General features: G+C 65.6%; 11 protein-coding genes. 7 read left to right on the forward strand and 4 right to left on the reverse strand.

Annotation, left to right across the window (positions count from 1 at the left end; all coding sequences use genetic code 11):
• Positions 1-243: 243 nt before the first annotated feature.
• Together APZ15_RS35490 and APZ15_RS35495 are read left to right on the forward strand one after the other, a co-directional pair.
• On the forward strand, positions 244-651 hold the full coding sequence (locus tag APZ15_RS35490) for a VOC family protein (protein ID WP_027792704.1): 408 nt from the start codon (positions 244-246) through the stop codon (positions 649-651).
• Between the two features lie 237 nt (positions 652-888).
• A complete protein-coding gene (locus APZ15_RS35495) occupies positions 889-1638 on the forward strand; it encodes an SDR family oxidoreductase (RefSeq protein WP_027792703.1) in 750 nt (249 codons plus the stop codon).
• Positions 1639-1672: 34 nt separating this feature from the next.
• On the opposite strand, the gene APZ15_RS35500 is transcribed toward APZ15_RS35495, so the two are convergent.
• Positions 1673-2203 (reverse strand): P-loop NTPase family protein, encoded by a 531-nt coding sequence (locus APZ15_RS35500; protein ID WP_027792702.1) that lies wholly within the window; start codon positions 2201-2203, stop codon positions 1673-1675.
• A 403-nt stretch (positions 2204-2606) separates the two neighbouring features.
• On the opposite strand from APZ15_RS35500, the gene APZ15_RS35505 reads away from it, so the two are divergent.
• Positions 2607-3821, forward strand: a complete 1215-nt coding sequence (locus APZ15_RS35505) for an MFS transporter (protein WP_027792701.1) — start codon at positions 2607-2609, stop codon at positions 3819-3821.
• 209 nt (positions 3822-4030) lie between these two features.
• Here APZ15_RS35505 and APZ15_RS41950 read toward each other — a convergent pair whose 3' ends face one another.
• Positions 4031-4279 carry a hypothetical protein gene (locus APZ15_RS41950; RefSeq protein ID WP_138143355.1) on the reverse strand — a complete coding sequence of 83 codons (249 nt, stop codon included), beginning with the start codon at positions 4277-4279 and terminating at the stop codon, positions 4031-4033.
• A 186-nt stretch (positions 4280-4465) separates the two neighbouring features.
• Between APZ15_RS41950 and APZ15_RS35510 the strand changes: the two genes are divergently transcribed.
• The 3 genes from APZ15_RS35510 to APZ15_RS35520 all read left to right on the forward strand — a co-directional run bounded on the left by APZ15_RS35510 (position 4466) and on the right by APZ15_RS35520 (position 11215).
• Positions 4466-6163, forward strand: coding sequence for a M4 family metallopeptidase (locus APZ15_RS35510; RefSeq protein WP_027792700.1), 1698 nt, complete (start codon positions 4466-4468; stop codon positions 6161-6163).
• A 565-nt stretch (positions 6164-6728) separates the two neighbouring features.
• Positions 6729-8831 carry a putative bifunctional diguanylate cyclase/phosphodiesterase gene (locus tag APZ15_RS35515; RefSeq protein WP_027792699.1) on the forward strand — a complete coding sequence of 701 codons (2103 nt, stop codon included), beginning with the start codon at positions 6729-6731 and terminating at the stop codon, positions 8829-8831.
• 53 nt (positions 8832-8884) lie between these two features.
• Positions 8885-11215, forward strand: a complete 2331-nt coding sequence (locus APZ15_RS35520; protein ID WP_027792698.1) for a putative bifunctional diguanylate cyclase/phosphodiesterase — start codon at positions 8885-8887, stop codon at positions 11213-11215.
• Positions 11216-11319: 104 nt separating this feature from the next.
• Here APZ15_RS35520 and APZ15_RS35525 read toward each other — a convergent pair whose 3' ends face one another.
• Positions 11320-13431 carry a radical SAM protein gene (locus tag APZ15_RS35525; RefSeq protein WP_027792697.1) on the reverse strand — a complete coding sequence of 704 codons (2112 nt, stop codon included), beginning with the start codon at positions 13429-13431 and terminating at the stop codon, positions 11320-11322.
• 516 nt (positions 13432-13947) lie between these two features.
• On the opposite strand from APZ15_RS35525, the gene APZ15_RS35530 reads away from it, so the two are divergent.
• Positions 13948-14235, forward strand: a complete 288-nt coding sequence (locus APZ15_RS35530) for a hypothetical protein (RefSeq protein WP_226151172.1) — start codon at positions 13948-13950, stop codon at positions 14233-14235.
• A 118-nt stretch (positions 14236-14353) separates the two neighbouring features.
• Here the strand turns inward: APZ15_RS35530 and APZ15_RS35535 are convergent, their stop codons facing one another.
• Positions 14354-16498, reverse strand: a complete 2145-nt coding sequence (locus APZ15_RS35535) for a flavin monoamine oxidase family protein (RefSeq protein ID WP_027792695.1) — start codon at positions 16496-16498, stop codon at positions 14354-14356.
• Between the last annotated feature and the right edge of the window lie 234 nt (positions 16499-16732).

Here is a 16732-nt window from a genome sequence, read left to right on the forward strand (position 1 = left end):
CTCGAGAAACAAGGTGGGCGGCTGCCGGAAGTGACGTGGCTCAGCCAAATCACGGACAAATGCGAATGGCGCGATCCGCAGCGCTCGCAACCGCGCCCCGATCCGCGATTTCTCGCGGGTTCGCGCGCTGTCGAGCCAGGCGGCGAATGCGAATTGTCGAATGCGAGCCGCGGCTCGTATTCTGGGTGCGTCGGGCGGAACGGCATGGGGCCTCCGCCGATCGACGCATGACGGAGACTCGCAATGACTGCCATGACGCAAACCATGAAGCTCAATCACCTGAGCTTCCCCTCCGCCGACACACTGGCGACGGCCCGATTCTTCGAGCGGCATCTCGGCTTCACGATCGCGGGAAGCTGGGACAAATCCTGGATCCTCAAGCGCCCGGGCTTCGACGTAGTGATCGATCACGCCGGCGACGATGAGACCGCGTGGCCGACGAATTTCCACGTCGGGTTCGAACTGCCGAGCCTCGATGCCGTTCGCACGTTGTTCGAACGCTTCAGGGAAGAGGGCGTCGAGATGGTGACGGACGTCTTCAACAACGGGCGCGGTTCGCGCTTCTTCTGCCGCGCGCCGGGCGGCGTGATGTTCGAGCTGAACACGCGCGCGGATGCCGCGCCGGAATATCAAGGCACGTTCGACGACTGACGCCGGCAAGCGTCGTACCGCGTTCGGGTGCCGGCGCGGGCCGCCATTTCAATGACCGTGCAGGTCGGGAAGGCTGCGCATCTCCATCACGTGCAGATCGCCGCAGCGCGCGACATGGCCGTGCCGCACCACCCGCGATGCCGTCGCACCGGACTTCAACAGCAAGAAACGGAGTGTCTGCCTGCAAACGGTCGCCTACATTGCCGTGACTGACCTCACTCACGGGATGTGAAGAAGATGACCTTACTCGACGGGAAAGTCGCCATCGTCACCGGTGCCTCCACCGGAATCGGCCGGGCGATCGCACTGATGTTCGCGGCGCATGGCGCGTCAATCGTATTGGGCGCGCGAAGTGAATCCACGTTGAATCAGGTGGCCAGCGAGATTCGTCGTCACGGCGGGCAGGCGTTCGCCTGCGCCGGCGACGTCTGTCACGTCGATACGCATCGAAGGCTCGTCGCGACGGCCCTGCGCGAGTTCGGCGGTCTCGACATCGCGATCAACAACGCGGGAACCGTCGGGCCGCTCAAACCGCTCGCGGACATCTCGCTCGACGATTGGCAGCACACGCTGTCTACCAATCTGACGGCCGCCTTCCTGGGCGCAAGCAACCAGATTCCCGCGATGCTCGAACGCGGAGGCGGCTCGATCGTCTTCACGTCCAGCTTCGTCGGAACCAGCGTCGGGCTACCCGGCATGTCCGCGTATGGTGCGTCCAAGGCCGGCTTGATGGGACTGGTGAAGGGCATCACCGCGGACTACGCGGCACGGGGGATTCGGGCAAACGCACTGTTGCCGGGCGGTGTGGACACCGCGATGGGGGGAGACCCCGAGCAAAAGGAATGGGCGGCCGGGCTCCACGCGATGAAGCGCATCGCCCGCCCCGACGAGATCGCATCCGCGGCGCTGTTTCTGGCGAGCCCGATGGCCAGTTTCGTTACCGGCTCGGCCCTGTTCGCCGACGGAGGCAATGCGGCCGTGAAGTGAATTCGCATCGCCGCAAACGCGCGTCGCGCCGCGCTCAACCGCCGGCGCGAACCAGCATGTCGATGACCGCGCGGGTGCGCGAAGGCCGGGTGACTTCCGTCCAGTGCAGATGCGCGTATTTCGGGTCGTCACGCAGGCCGGCGAACTTGACACGATTCCTGGCGAACGTGGTGTACGACCACAGCAGCACCGACTCTCGCGAAAATGCCATCCGCAGCGACTCGCGGTTGCCGTGAGAAAGTTCGGTGCGCATGAGCCCGCGGCTCAACGTGCGCCAGAGCACCCGGGAGAACACCGTCCGCCGCCCGAAGTTGAGCCAGATCACGTGAGTGGCTCTCGACCAGAGCACGTCGCGCACGGCGCTGTAGTTCCCGTCGGCGACCCATCGGTCGCCGGCCGTCGCGGCCAGCACGGCGCGCTCGAACTGTTCCGGCGGCACGGCAGTCCAGTCGGGGCCCCAGTAGAGTCGATCCAGCTCGATGTACGGGCAGCCCGCTGCTGCCGCCAGTGCGCTGGAAAAGGTGGATTTCCCCGCTCCGCTGGTTCCGACGACGACGAAGCGCATGGGTTTGATCGCGGTTGAATGTTGAAGCCGGCTATTGTGCCTCATGCACGAAGCGGTCGCTCGACTGCGGTTCGTCATTGAATATCGGCCATGGCCCTGCTTGCCCCACCACACTTCCTGCATTGTCGGGGCGGGCGAAGCCGGGAGCCCCTCGCCGCTCCGCAACGGTCATTTGAATTCGGCGTCTACCATTCGTTTCCCGCACCTTTGTACAATCAGCCGCTTCAGTCCTGCCGCCCACTGCCGCGGCAAACCCCGAAAAAAATAACGTGAGAGAAACGATGGCGACCGAACCCGGATTTCAGACGCGCATGTACGCGGATAGCGCCCGCGACGGGAGCCCGTCATGTGCGCCCGGATGGGTAACGACCGGGGGCGCGTCCCGATCGGATCGAGGGCTGGCATGAGCGACAAACCCGTTCTTGCCGCCGGTGCGCCGTGCGAACCTGCGGCGTCGGCTGCTTCCCTGATGGCGCTGGCGTGCCTGGTCGTATTCATGGCCCAAATGGCGACGACGGTGTACTTGCCGTCGCTGCCTGTCGTCATGCGCGAGTTGAAGATGACGCAAGGCGGCGCCGAGTTATCCATCTCCGCCTATGTGATCGGTGCCGCGCTGCCGGTGCCATTCTGGGGCGCTGCCGCGGAACGCTGGGGCCGGCGCGGCCCGCTGCTGATTTCGCTGCTGCTGTTCATTGGCAGCAGCCTGCTGCTCGCCGGCTGCACGGTCGCACCGGCGCTGCTCGTGTTACGCGCCATCCAGGGCATCGGCGGCGGCGGCGCGGCGATCATCGCCCGAATCATTGTCCGCGACAACTGGCGCGGCGACGAACTGGCGCGACGCCTCTCCGTGTTGTCGATCGCCTTCATCACGGCCCTGGGCGGCGGCCAGTTCATCGGCGGGCTCATCGGCCGATACAGTCATTGGCAAACGGGTTTCGTGCTGATGGCCGTCGTCGCCGCGCTGGCGATCGCGCTGTCGTACGCGTTGCCGTTGAAGGCGGGAAGCCGAGCCGCCAAACCGTCGGGCCTGGCCGGTACCTACTGGCTCCTGCTGCGGCGCCCGGGCTTCCTGTGGCCAGCCTGCGCGGGCGGATTGGGGTTCGCGACGACCGTCACCTTGCAGGAGGTGAGCCCGTTCGTGTTCCAGGAACATTTCAAGCTGGCCGTGACGAGCTTCGGCAGTATCGGCCTTCTGCTCGGCGTGGCCTATTTCAGCGGGGCGATGCTGGTCAACCGTCTCGTGAGACGGCATGGCGGCGCCCGGCTGATGCATGCCGGTGCCGCGTTGCTTGCGTTCGCAACCACGTTGATGCTGGTGTCGTGGCTGAGCGGCCTGCTGACCCATTTCACCGGCCTGTGGATCTTCATCGCGCTGTATTGCCTGGCGATCTTCGGCCAGGCGGTGCTGTTTCCGAACAGCATGGCGACCGCCGTCAGCGATGCGCATGAACATGGCGCGCATGCGATGGCCTTGTGCGGTTTCCTGCAGCAGGGACTGGCGGGCGTCGCCGCGACGGCTGCGGTGCTGCAGCACCATGGCGGCACGTGGACGCTCGCCGTATTCGTGCTGGGGGCGCTGACGTGGCTGGTGGTGCAGGTCAAGGTGCGGGGCAGGTAGGCGGCCGACGTCGACGGACGGTTCATCGGCCGTATGCATCTCTCGCGAAAACAGCGGCGTGCGGCCGCGCATTCGCGTCACGCTGCGCGGATAGGGCGATGCAAGAGGCAGTGTGACGCGCTCATGCTGCCGGCTGTGCCGCGCAGCTCAAACAAAAGATTCGTAAAAATCATGTTCTCGCGCATCGTTCGCGAGGCTTTTACTACGAATTAAAAGGCGGTGTCATCAAGGGCGAGAATCGGAAGGCCATTAAAAATCCCGGCGGCGCGCCCGGAATGGCAATAATCAAAATCAATATTTAATAAAGCAAATGGCATCTGCCGCGCTACCTTGAGCTTCACATCCTTCATCCCGCCCGACCCGCGCCACGCACGCCTTTCCCCAGTAACGACGGGCCCGGCACGCACATTCCGCCGATGCGGCGTTGCCGAAACCGGCATCGCAGCCGACGAGATCATTTCAGATTTCTCACCAAATCATGACTCGATTAACATCGACGACAGAAAATATTAATCTGTCAGAAAATATCTTGTAATTATAAAAATGACCTTCTAGCATCCCTCTGCAGTTCGTGACATGTCCTGGATCAAAGTCTGTACTTGATGCATTCCTCGAACATCACCCATACATAACCGGGGGATTACATGAAGAAACTGTCTCGCCTGCTGTCCATCACCGCGATTACCGTCGCGAGTCTCAGTGCTTTTGCCCAGGCCGGCGACCAGTCGGCCGCGGTCGACAAGGCACTGCAACTGATCCAGCAGAACCCGTCCGCCTTCAGTCTGGCCGCTGGCGGCGCAGCACGCACGTTGAAGTTCGCAGGGCCGCAGGCGAGTGCGCCGACGGACGGCGATCAATTCGAGGTGCGCGACGTGATCGTCGATCCCGACGGCACCGAGCACGTGCGTTTCGACCGCTTCTACGCGGGCCTGCCCGTGATCGGCGGTGACGTGGTCGTCCATTCGAGCAAGGGGCAGTTGAAGCAGGCGAGCGTCACCCAGCTCGCGCCGATCAATCTCGCCGGCACGATCGGCAAGGTCGGAAACCGCTCCGTGATACGCAACGCGCCCGACATCGGCAACGCCAGGGTCAAGCGCATCGCGACCGCGCGTTTCAAGTCGGACGTGCGCCGCGTCGACGACGCGGAACTCGTGGTGTTCGCACGCGACGTCACGCCGACGCTGGCCTATGCAGTGCGCGTATACGGCAAGTCGAACGACGTGCACAGCGATGCGGTGCTGTACTACGTCGACGCACGCACGGGCGCCGTGCTCGATGCGCAGGACCTGATCAAGACCGCCGCCGCGACCGGCACCGGCCGCTCGCTGTACTACGGCAACCTGACGCTGACCACCGACCAGACCGGCACGAACGCGTACCGGATGCTCGATCCGAATCGCGGCGGCGGCTCCGTGTACGACGGTCGCGGACTGATCGCGGAGGACGTCGAGCAGGCGACCGACCTGCCGATCTTCACGAGCAGCACGAACGTGTGGGGCAACAACGCGACCACCGACCGGCAGACCGTCGCCGCCGACATCGATTACGGTCTGGCGTTAACTTGGGATTACTACAAGACGACGCACAACCGCAACGGCATCTTCAACGACGGGCGCGGCGTGAAGAGTTTCGCGCACGTGGTGTTCGACACCGGCAGCGGCACGACCGGCGCGAACGCGGCATGGATGCCGTCGCACATCATGGTGTACGGCGACGGCCAGCCGGGCACGAGCCTGCCGAAGCCGGTCGTGTCGGTCGACGTGGCCGGACACGAGATGAGCCACGGCGTGACCGAGGCCACGGCCAACCTGAACTATTCGGGCGACGCGGGTGGGCTGAACGAAGCGACTTCCGACATTTTCGGCACGCTCGTCAAGTACTACGCGAACAACCCGAACGATCCCGGCAACTACGTGATCGGTGCGCGCGTGGTGAGCGGCGGCCTGCGCAAGATGTACAAGCAGGATCTCGATGGCAGGTCGTTCAGCTGTTACCCGTCCGGCGGATTCTCGTGGTCGAATCCGCGCCACGATCCGCATTTCACGTCGGGTGTCGGCAACCGCCTTTTCTACCTGCTGGCGGAAGGCCCGACGGTGCCGTCGACCGATACCGGCCTGACGAAGGCGAAACTGGTCTGCAACGGCGACACGACCTTCACCGGGTTGGGCCGCGAGAAAGCCGGCAAGATCTGGTACCGGACGCTGACCGTGTATCTGAACGCCAACTCCAGCTACCCGAACGCGCGGCGTGCGTCGATCCAGGCGGCGAACGACCTGTACGGCGCGAATTCGGCCGAAAGCGCGACGGTCGCTCGTGCTTGGAGCGCGGTCGGGGTGAATTGATGGCGTTTGTGCCAGTGCGTTGAATGCCCGACGATCGCGTGACGGCATTTCGTGTCGGAGAACGGAGAGCCGATCGAGGCCACGCGACGCCCGGGCAAATGACGGACGCGTGTTGATCGACCGCCTGCAATTGCGGGCGGTCGATCTCTGGAATCCGGTTTTTGTCCCGCCAGCCACATATCCCGTTCTTCGGCACTTCGTGCCGACATGGTTGCGCCTGCCGCACCTTCCTCGATAACCGCGCCGCGTTCCCTGGCCATCCGTGACGAACCCGGAAGAAACCTGACGGTGAAGCGCGGCGGAATCCAGCCGTATCACCCATCGCCCACACCCGTCGGTCGATCGGCAAACCATCGGCCAATCCTTCGATATCCCGCCCCGTCTCGTTCCGGCACTTTTCCCAGAAAAAATATCTTCCGGGCAATCGTTTGCGTGCCGCCGCGCGGCGTTCAGTTTATTCATCGCATGCCGATATCCGGAAGGCGCGCCTGATCGAAGCGGCATCGCCCCGCGGTTTCGATCGGGAACGGCATCCACGCATGCGACGGATAGGGGAAGAAAGGTTTTGGCGACAGTTTTAGGGTGCATCGTTCAACGGCACAATCACTGGCTGGTCCTGCTTGCCGCGCTGTTGTGCGGGGCCGGCTCGTGGGTCACCGCGCGCCTGTTCCAGCGCACGGTGAACACCTTCGGCACGCAGCGGTTCGGCTGGCAGGTGCTGACGGCCATTTCGGCCGGTGTGGCGATCTGGTGCACGCACTTCATCGCGATGCTCGGCTTCGACGCCGGCGCGCCCGTGCAATTCGACCTGCCGCTCACGCTCGTATCGCTGCTCATCGCGGTCGGCGGCAGCACGATCGGCTTCGCGCTGACGACCTGCCGCATCGTCAGGATCGCGCCCGCGCTCGGCGGCGCGATCGTCGGCGTCGCGATCGTGCTGATGCATTACACCGGCATGCTCGCGTGGCGGGTCGAAGGCATCGTGTCGTGGGACATCGGCTACCTGGTCGCGTCGGTGCTGCTGGCGATGACCCTCGCGGCGCTCGCGCTGCACCTCGCGATGCGGCCGTCGCCGCACGCGGTCAACCAGATGGCCGGCGTGCTGTCGCTCGCGATCCTCGCGCTGCATTTCACCGGGATGTCCGCGCTGCGCATCACGCCGCTGACGCTCGACGGCGCGTGGACCGACGTGAACACGCTGCGTCCGCTGGCGCTCGCGGTCGCGGGTACGTCGCTCGTGATCGTCTGCACGGGGCTCGTGAGCTACGTGATCGACAGCAACGTGCGGGCCGAATCGCTCGAGCACCTGCGCCGGCTGGCACTGAGCGACATGCTGACCGGCCTGCCGAACCGGGCGAGCTTCAACGAGCGGCTGGACCTCGAAATCGCGCTGGCGCAAGAGCAGGGCACGAAACTCGCGCTGATCGGCATCGACCTGAACCGCTTCAAGGAAATCAACGACCTGCGCGGCCATCACGCCGGCGACGAGGTGCTGCGCATCCTCGCGCGGCGCATGTCGAACGTGTTGCGCGAAGGCGAATTCGTCGCCCGCATCGGCGGCGACGAATTCGCGGCACTCTGCCGCATGGGCGACGACACCCGCCTGATGGACCTGCTCGAACGGCTCGAGCCCGCGCTCTACAAGCCGGTCAGGCTGGACGACTACGAGGTCGTGCCGGGCGCGAGCTTCGGTGTGGCCATCTACCCGGACGACGCAGCCACCAAGGCGATCCTCATCAACAACGCGGACCTCGCGATGTACCGTGCGAAGGCCAGCGTCGCGCAATCGATCTGCTTCTACGAGCCGGCGATGGACCTGATCGTCCGGGCGCGCCGCAGCCTCGCGGCCGACCTGCGCCGCGCGGTGGCCGACAACCAGCTGAGCGTCCACTACCAGGTGCAGACGTCGCTGACGACCGGCGAGATCCGCGGCTACGAGGCGCTGCTGCGCTGGCAGCATGCGACGCTCGGCACGATACCGCCCACCGAGTTCATTCCGCTCGCCGAGGAGAACGGCGTGATCCTGGAGATCGGCGCGTGGGTGCTGCGCGAGGCATGCGCGCGGGCGGCCACGTGGGAGCCGCCCTATACGGTCTCGGTGAACGTATCGGCCGTGCAGTTCATGCACGCGGACCTGACGGCGCTCGTGGCGGACGTGCTCGAGGAAACCGGCCTGCCGGCATCGCGCCTGCAGCTGGAACTGACGGAATCGACGATCTTCGCCGGCCGCGAGCGCGCGCTGGATACGCTGCGGCAGATCAAGGCGCTGGGCGTGAGCATCGCGCTCGACGATTTCGGTACCGGCTATTCGTCGCTCGACACGCTGCGCTCGTTCCCGTTCGACCGCATCAAGCTCGACCAGTCGTTCGTCGCGGACGCGGAAGCGAAACCGCAGGATCGCGCGATCATCCGCGCCGTGCTCGCGCTCGGCAAGAGCCTGGGCATTCCGATCCTGGCCGAAGGCATCGAGACGCGCGATCAGCTCGTGCTGCTGGCCGACGAAGGCTGCGACGAAGCGCAGGGCTTCCTGCTCGGCAGGCCCGCACCACTCAACGAGATTGTCGGCAGCGGGCAGATCGCGCTGACCGGCAGCAACCGCGCCAGCGCGACGGTTCCCGCGTCCGGATCGGCCGTCACGGCCGAGCTGGATCCGGGCCCGCGCCGGTAAGCGACAACGCCGGATACGGCAATCCGAACGCAGGTTGCAGCAGGCAGGCGCACATGAAAACCCACTACGCACGGATGGTCAGACTGGCAAGCATCGCGGCGCCGGCCCGGAACCCGGACCTGCTCGCGGCGCAATTCCGGGTATTCGCCGGCCAGCTCCCGGTGATGTACCTGATCCTCGTCTCGAGCACCTGGAGCCTCGCCGTCACGCACCTGCGCAGCACGCCGTGGTGGCTGTCGGTCGCGATGCCGGCCGGGATGACGCTCGTGTCGCTCGCGCGGCTGCTGCACTGGCGCCGCGCGCGGCTGGTGGAGCCGACGCCGGACACCGTGTCGCGTGCGCTCACGATGACGAACTGGCTGGTGATCCCGATCGCGGTGACGTTCACCCTCTGGGCGCTGCTGCTGTTCCCGTACGGCGACGCGTGGCAAAAGGCCCAGGTCGCGTTCTACATGGCGATCACGGTGATCGGCTGCATCTTCAGCCTGATGTACCTGCGCACGGCCGCGCTGATCGTGGCCGTGATCGTCAACGCCGCGTTCATCGCGTTCTTCCTCTCGACGGGCCAGCCGACGCTCGTCGCCACCGCGGTCAACATGGCTTTCGTGTCGGCCGCGCTGATCGCCGTCATCTCGGTCAACTACCGGGGCTTCGTGCGTACCGTCGACGCGCAGGCCGAATCGCGGATGCGCGAGCAGGCGCAGACGCGGCTGATGCGGATGATCGACGACATGCCGGTGGCCGTGATGACGGCCGACCCGGAGACGTTCCGCATCAACTACCTGAACACGGCGTCGCGAAACCTGCTGCGCTCGATCGAGCATTTGCTGCCGATCCGCGCGGACGATGCGCTCGGCGCGTCGATCGACTTCTTCCATCCGCACCCGCAGCACCAGCGCCGCCTGCTCGCCGATCCGGCGAACCTGCCGCATCGCGGCCGCGTGCGGCTCGGGCCGGAAGTGCTCGACCTCCAGGTCTCGGCGGTGCGCGATGCCGAGGGGCGCTACATCGGCCCGATGCTGTCGTGGTCGATCGTCACGCAGCAGGCCGAGGCGGAAGCGCGCATCCACCAGCTCGCGCATCACGATTCGCTCACCGGCCTGCCGAACCGCGCGACCTTCCTCGCCGAATTCGACACGAGCCTGCGCCGCTCGGACAAGACGCTCGGGCTGCTCTTCATCGACCTCGACGGCTTCAAGCTGATCAACGACGCGTGCGGGCATTCGGCGGGCGACGAGGTGCTGCGCCAGGTCGCGGAACGCCTTCGCGGGCAGTGCCCGGAAGCGAGGACGATGTTCGGGCGCATCGGCGGCGACGAATTCGCGGTGCTGCTGCGCGACACCGACGCGGACGGCGCGATGGGCGCGGCCGCGCGGCTCGTCGACACGCTCGTCGCGCCCTATGCGCCGTCGCCCGAGCGGCAGTTCCGCATCGGCGCGTCGATCGGCTGCGTGCTGGCGCCGCATCACGGCAACGACGCCGGCGTGCTGCTGTCACGCGCGGACATGGCGCTCTATGCGGCCAAGAAAGCCGGGAAGGGGACGTACCGGATGTTCTCGCCGGACATGGAAACGAGCGCGCAGGAGCGGATCGCGCTCGAATCGAAGCTGCGCGTCGCGCTGGACGAGAACCAGGGGCTGTACGTGTTCTACCAGCCGATCGTCGATGTCCGGACTCGCCAGGTGACGACGCGCGAGGCCCTGCTGCGCTGGCATCACCCGCGCTCCGGCTGGATTTCGCCGGGCTACTTCATTCCGGTGGCCGAGCGCGGCGGCCTGATCGACCGGCTCGGCCGCTTCGTGCTCGACCATGCATGCCGGGAGGCGGCGCGCTGGCCGGACGGCGCACGCGTCGCCGTCAACGTGTCGGCGGCGCAGCTCGGCCACGGCACGATCGTGCCGGCCTTCGCGGCGGCGCTGGCCGGCGCGGGCCTCACGCCCGACCGGCTGGAAATCGAGGTGACGGAAACCGCGCTGCTGCATGACGAGGGCAAGGCGATCGCGGACCTGCGCGCGCTGCGTTCGATGGGCGTGCGCGTCGCCCTCGACGATTTCGGCACGGGCTTCTCGTCGCTCGCGCATCTGCGCGCGTTTCCGTTCGACAAGATCAAGATCGACGGCAGCTTCGTGCGCGATGCGATCTCGCGACCGGACTGCGCGGCCGTCGTGTGCGCGGTGGCCGATCTCGGCAAGCGTCTCGGTGTGACGACCGTCGCGGAAGGCGTCGAGACGGAGGAGCAACTGGCGTGCATCACGGATGCCGGCTGCCGCGAGGTGCAGGGCTTCCTGATCGGCAAGCCCGCGCCGGGCGAACACGATGCGCCGGCCATTCGCTGGATCGAGCGGGCCGCGCTGGCTGCGCAGTCGACGGGCAGGCGGGCGTGAGCGACGGCGACGCGGCCGGACTGAGTGATACCCGGATCGATTGAAGGCCGAAAACGTGCATTCCGGGATGACGAATGCGTGCGCCGGGCGGGTTGCGTTGAAGGTCAGGAATACACGTCCGCGATCACGCGTCGAACGGCAAACGCCAGCGGATCGACCTCGTGCACCCCGATGCTGAGCCTTGCATCGAACGACGCCGCAAGCTGCTCGAGTTGACCGAAAGCGTATCCGGGGTCCGCGGTGACGATGGTCACGAAGGCCATACCCCGGCGATATCCCGCCTTGACATCGATGCGAACGCCGCCCGGAAACCGTTGGTGAAGCGCTTCGCGAACCAGGCCGATATCGATCTCGCCGGGTTCCGCGCGCCGGCCTTTCCGAGGGGTGACATCACGCACGAAAAAACAGGCGCTGACGCGCACTTCCGGGCCGTCGATGGCGCCGACATGCGCACCTTGCCGATAGGCGAGCACCGCGAGCCGCTTGCGCCGCTCGATTCCCGATACCAGGACACACGTGCCGGCGACGTTGGTCTGGCCTTCCGCGATCATTTGCGCGAATCGAACCGCCCGCTCGCCGGAATCCTCACGCGAGCCGAAATGCAGCGCAAGCCTTGGCGTTCGACCGATTTCCGCGCCGAGCCGCTTCTTGACCGACAGCATGGCCGCGTCGTCGATGTCGTCGAACACGAGTTCCGCGGCGAGCGGGCGACCGGCGCAATAGTCGGTGAGCAGTTGCCGGATCTCGACGAGCTCACCTGGCGCGCCGTCACCCTGCAGCTCGAGCGTGACGAGGACGACCTCTCCATGCAGCCAGGTCCTGGCGGCGGGATGGGGCTTCCGGGCGGCCAGATCGCGTGCGTCATCCGCGCCTGACGCACGCACCGCGGCCAGCAGGAACACGTCGTGGGCGTGGATGCCGCCGGGCACCACGTATGCGCCTTTCTTCCAGGCCAGCGCACGCAATTCCGGAAACAGGTCGTCCGCCTCGTATCCCGTTGCGATCACCGAGCGGCCGATCGCCGCCAGCTCGCGGGGCGACCCTCCGCCCGACAAGCCCGGCCCCGCGACCGCTTCCTCCTTGAACAGGCGCTTCCACTCGGACGAATACTCGGCATCGGGCGCCCATGACGGCAGCAGTTGTGCGAGGTAGGCGTCCGCATCCGCGATGGTCTCGAATTTCGCGACCATCACGCACTCACCGCTGTTGTTGCCGGAGAATGCCTGCCACACGCTGACCGGCGGCGTTGACCGGGTTCGACCGGCATCTGCGCCGCGACGTGCACAACCGCGCCGCGCACTGGGCTGCTCGAGATGCGCACGCGCGTTGCGCCACCCGTGCAGGATGTCCTCCGCACTGGCGGCAGGCAGGCCGCCGTCCTGGAACGAACAGCCCTGCATGCGCTGATCGGGCGTGATGGAGACGAAGTCCAGCCCCGCGCCGCAGTCGCCACTGCCATCGGCTCCGTCGAACAATCTGGATACGGGCACCGCGTCGCCGAAGCACACCGACAGGCGGCAGGCGATCGGCGAATCCTGCACGATGGCCGCGAGCTGCGCGCGCCCCCTCGGCGAAAGGTGCCTGCGCAAATCGGGGCCGATGTAGGACAGCAACGAGACATCCTGACAACCCAGCGCGGCCAGTTCGGCCAGCAGGGCGGGGAGGCCCGGCAGCACGGCGTCGTCGACGATCAGGTTGGCGCCCCACCTTTGCCCGTATTCCGAAAGGACCGTGCCTGCGTCGCGCCAGCGCACGTCGTCGTAGAGCGAGACGCGGACCTGGCCGAAGCGGCCCGCGTAGGGCGCGAACGTGTTGCGCCGGATCAGCGTTCCATTGGTCGTGACGTTCAGTGCAAGCGGCGTGGTGTGATGGAGGATGTCGATCAGCTCGGCGAATCCACGGAACGCGAACGGCTCTCCGCCGCCGAAGGCGACTTCCAGCGTGCCTGCCGCGGCGAGGCCGCGAAGGACGCCGGCGGCCGACTGGACGGACCAGGCGCTGTCGCGCTGCACATCACGCGAGCAGAAGTCGCAGGACAGATTGCACTTGTTCGTTATCCCGAACATCACGACCCGGGGTGCGAGGCGCCGCAAGTGGCGGGTCGCCGCGTTCTCGATCCGGACGTGCGTTCCTGTCGCGGGGTGAAAGCGCAGCAGCGCGCCGTCCAGCGGATACGCCCTGAATGCATTGCGGTCAAAACCAGTGGAAACCGGCATCGGCGAGGCCCTCTGTCTTTTTGTCGAGGATCCCCGTGAACCCGGTGGCAGCACGGGAAACCGTCATATTTGAAGCAACTCGCGCAGTCACCATCCGTTGCCCGGCCGAGCATGAATGGCAGGCGCGGGGAATGGCGCAAGGCGCTTCACGCTCGGGGAGAAAGAAATCATCGAGCGCGTCGCGCCCGAAAGGGAAATCATCCCGGCGTGTAGCCGGCAGCCGACACGCGCGGCCGCCGTAGAGTCGCACCGATTATAACGGCGGCCCGATCACGGCCCGGCCTGCGAGGTCAGATGCGGTCGAAGTTGAACGGCGTCACGTCCGGCAGGCCTTCGACCCGTTGTACCTCGACGCCGCACCCAGTGCGGAGCGTGTCGATCGTGCGGCGCGCCTCGAGTGCCTTCTTTGAAACGACCCATCAAGCCGGACGGCAAGCGGATCGCGGAGAAGTGAACTGCGATGCTTGCTCGAGGTCATTGCGGTGCATGCGCAGCCGCCGTAGGATGGCGGGAGACGTGCGTTTCACATCACGTCATCTTGGCGACATCTTTCTCACGTACATCTATTGCACTTCGCCAGTTGGCGGGGTGCCGATTTTTCAAGGAAGACCGACCATGGCGGCAAAACGCCTTCGCATCAACATGATTACCCGTCGCCAGTCGACGTTCGACGGCCGTCATCTCGACACCGAGGCGGTACGCCGCTACGACGCGCAAGTGCAAGACGCGATTCCCGCCCAATTGAAAGGCACGCAGGGTGCCGAGGCGGAATGGCTGCCGCGCGTGAAGGTGAGCGAGCGTTAATCCGGATACACCGATTCCGCCGTCCGGCCGCGCGCCCCTGTTTCGATCGATGTGAAACGCGCCCGCCGGACGGCGGGCGCATGATGACGCGCGATGCGCGCGTCTCTTCGTTCGCGAATTACTGGCTGGTGGCCAGCTCCGCTGCGGGGACCTTCACGACGGGCCGCAGACCGATCACGAGCGGACGTGCCTCAGTGGACAGCGTACTCACGTCGCCGCGATTGGCGCGCACGATCAGGCCCGCCACCGCATTCAGTGCGCTCATGAACGCGCCTTCGAGCCAGCCGCCGAGGTGGCTGTAGCTGTCGCTGGCGATGAAGAAGCGGTTGTCGAGCGACGCGGCGAGCGCATGCGTGTGATACCGGAAGCACAGGTTGCTCTGGTGATGGTCGCCCGTCATGTCGAGCTTGAAGCCGCCGGCCGTCTTGTTGGTCGTCCAGTCGAAGACAAAGCGGTCCGCCGTGCGTGCTTCCGCGAGCAGCCGATAGAACCACCACGGTTGTGCGTTCGACGCGCCCGCATACTTCACGTACCGATACGCGCGATTCACCATCGTCCGGTACATCCCGTCCGCCGTACCGGTCTCGGTTGCCGGGTTTTGCGGATACAACCCGAAATCGTGCTGAAGCCGGGTCGAATCATCCTCCCACGTGTAGCTGGCGAGCAGGCTCGAATACTCGGGCGCCTGGCCGTCTTCGACGATGGGGCTCGGTACCACGTAGCTCGCAGCGAGGCCGCTGTCGGAGACGACGGCCTTGATCGGTTCGCCGCGCCATTGCGGGACCCACGGCTGGTCGAGCGCGGCGGTCTTGACGGTGGCGAACACCTTCGACGAGCGCGCCATGTGAAGCTGGCCGATCGCCGTGACGATCCGGGCGTTTGCGGCGGCGCTGCTATCGCTCAGCAGCAGCGGCGGATAGACCTGGTTGTACGTATGCGTTTCGAGGCCCAGGCCCGCGTCCCCCAGATTCTGGCTGGCGGCATGTTCGAAGCCGCTGCGGCTGACGATCGGCGTCAACTGATCGTGCGGGACGGCGAGGATCACGAAATCGTAGGCTTCGGAATGGACGGCGTTATGGCTGTCGTATGACAGCAGTTGTGCGCGCGCCGACGCGGTGCCGGAATGACAGGCGTTCGCGACGCGTTCCTGACGAACCTGGACGGCCAGCTTGCCGGCGCCGACGTCCTGGGCCTTGAGGAACAGATTCCGGATGAACTCGACGTTTTCCGTGACCGGCAGCGTGTATTCGTTCGAATAGTCCCAGAGGATCAGCCGCATCATCTCGACCAGCGAGATGTTGTACAGCGGCTTGAAGCCGCCGGTGCCGAAGCCGAAGCGGCCGAACAGTTCGACGTAGTAGCTGATCGATTCATCGACGTCGAGCACACCGTCGACCGGCGGCAGCGTTCCCTTCTCGAACGCAACCGTCACGATCTCGCGGACGGCCGCGCCGAGCGTCAGGCCATCGTATTGCGCGATGAACTCGGGCCAGTACTTCGTCTGAATCCGCTCGAGGGCATCGGCCGGCGGCGTAGCCGCATTCAGGATCGCCGCGATCTTGGCCGGATCCACATTGGCGATCGGATACATCGCGACATTCTCGCCTTGCGGGTTGCCCACCAGCCCGCCGGCAACGACGCCCAGTACCTTCAACGTCGGCGAATCCGGATCTTCCCAGTCTTTCGGATCGCTCCCGACATAACGATCGACCCGATTGCCGAACACGAATTCGGTCGGCACCTTGCCCGGATTCGGAAATACCTTGATCGGTGCCGCGTCCCCGAATGCGGCGGACGCATAATGCCAGGTCAATCCGGCGATTTCCGGAAAGCGCATCGCGCCTACTTCGTAAATGGTGTCGCCGCTGGCGGGATCGCCGTTGTGAACGAGCGCCGCCGACACTCTTCCGGCCTTGAGCCCGCGTACCTTGATCGCCTTGATTCCCGGCCGGTCATGAAGAAACGAATCGGGATCGGCTTCGTAGATCTGCACGTCGATGCCGCTTCCTGCCGGCAGCGTCGCCGCGAGCCGGCCCAGTTCGTAGAGTGCGGCGATGCCGCCTGCTCCGCCGCCGACGATGGCGATCCTGTAGTTGCCGGCGGGCAGCGTACCCAACGGCGCGGCGGCGGCGACCGGATAGGACACCAGCGCGGAATCGGGATGCCGGTAGTTGATCCCGCTCAACCGGGCTTCACCAACGGTGGTGGCAATCTTCTTCTCGTCCTTCAGGCCGAGCAGCCGGGGAATGACGGTAACGCCCATGACGTTTCTCCATCGAGAGAGTGGAAACCGCGCGATATCGATCCCGCTTGCCGCTGGCACAGCGCGTCGGGACCGATTCAGGACAACGACAACGCATTGCGAACGAAGCTTGCGCAGTATGCGAATGCGGTTTCGCCAAATCAATCAATTTTTGTTTGAGAAACGATCGAGGAGAATGAGCGCAATGATGGAAAAGAGGCGGGCTTGGGAAAGGGGGATTTCGTGGCGGTAAAA

Source organism: Burkholderia cepacia ATCC 25416 (genome assembly GCF_001411495.1).
GTDB classification, from domain to species: Bacteria; Pseudomonadota; Gammaproteobacteria; order Burkholderiales; family Burkholderiaceae; genus Burkholderia; species Burkholderia cepacia.

What these genes read in the sequence shown, in the direction of transcription:
- APZ15_RS35490 (WP_027792704.1), top strand. Translation starts at nt 244, where the DNA reads ATGACTGCCATGACGCAAACCATGAAGCTCAATCACCTGAGCTTCCCC.
- APZ15_RS35495 (WP_027792703.1), top strand. Translation starts at nt 889, where the DNA reads ATGACCTTACTCGACGGGAAAGTCGCCATCGTCACCGGTGCCTCCACC.
- APZ15_RS35500 (WP_027792702.1), bottom strand. Translation starts at nt 2,203, where the DNA reads ATGCGCTTCGTCGTCGTCGGAACCAGCGGAGCGGGGAAATCCACCTTT.
- APZ15_RS35505 (WP_027792701.1), top strand. Translation starts at nt 2,607, where the DNA reads ATGAGCGACAAACCCGTTCTTGCCGCCGGTGCGCCGTGCGAACCTGCG.
- APZ15_RS41950 (WP_138143355.1), bottom strand. Translation starts at nt 4,279, where the DNA reads ATGATCTCGTCGGCTGCGATGCCGGTTTCGGCAACGCCGCATCGGCGG.
- APZ15_RS35510 (WP_027792700.1), top strand. Translation starts at nt 4,466, where the DNA reads ATGAAGAAACTGTCTCGCCTGCTGTCCATCACCGCGATTACCGTCGCG.
- APZ15_RS35520 (WP_027792698.1), top strand. Translation starts at nt 8,885, where the DNA reads ATGAAAACCCACTACGCACGGATGGTCAGACTGGCAAGCATCGCGGCG.
- APZ15_RS35525 (WP_027792697.1), bottom strand. Translation starts at nt 13,431, where the DNA reads ATGCCGGTTTCCACTGGTTTTGACCGCAATGCATTCAGGGCGTATCCG.
- APZ15_RS35535 (WP_027792695.1), bottom strand. Translation starts at nt 16,498, where the DNA reads ATGGGCGTTACCGTCATTCCCCGGCTGCTCGGCCTGAAGGACGAGAAG.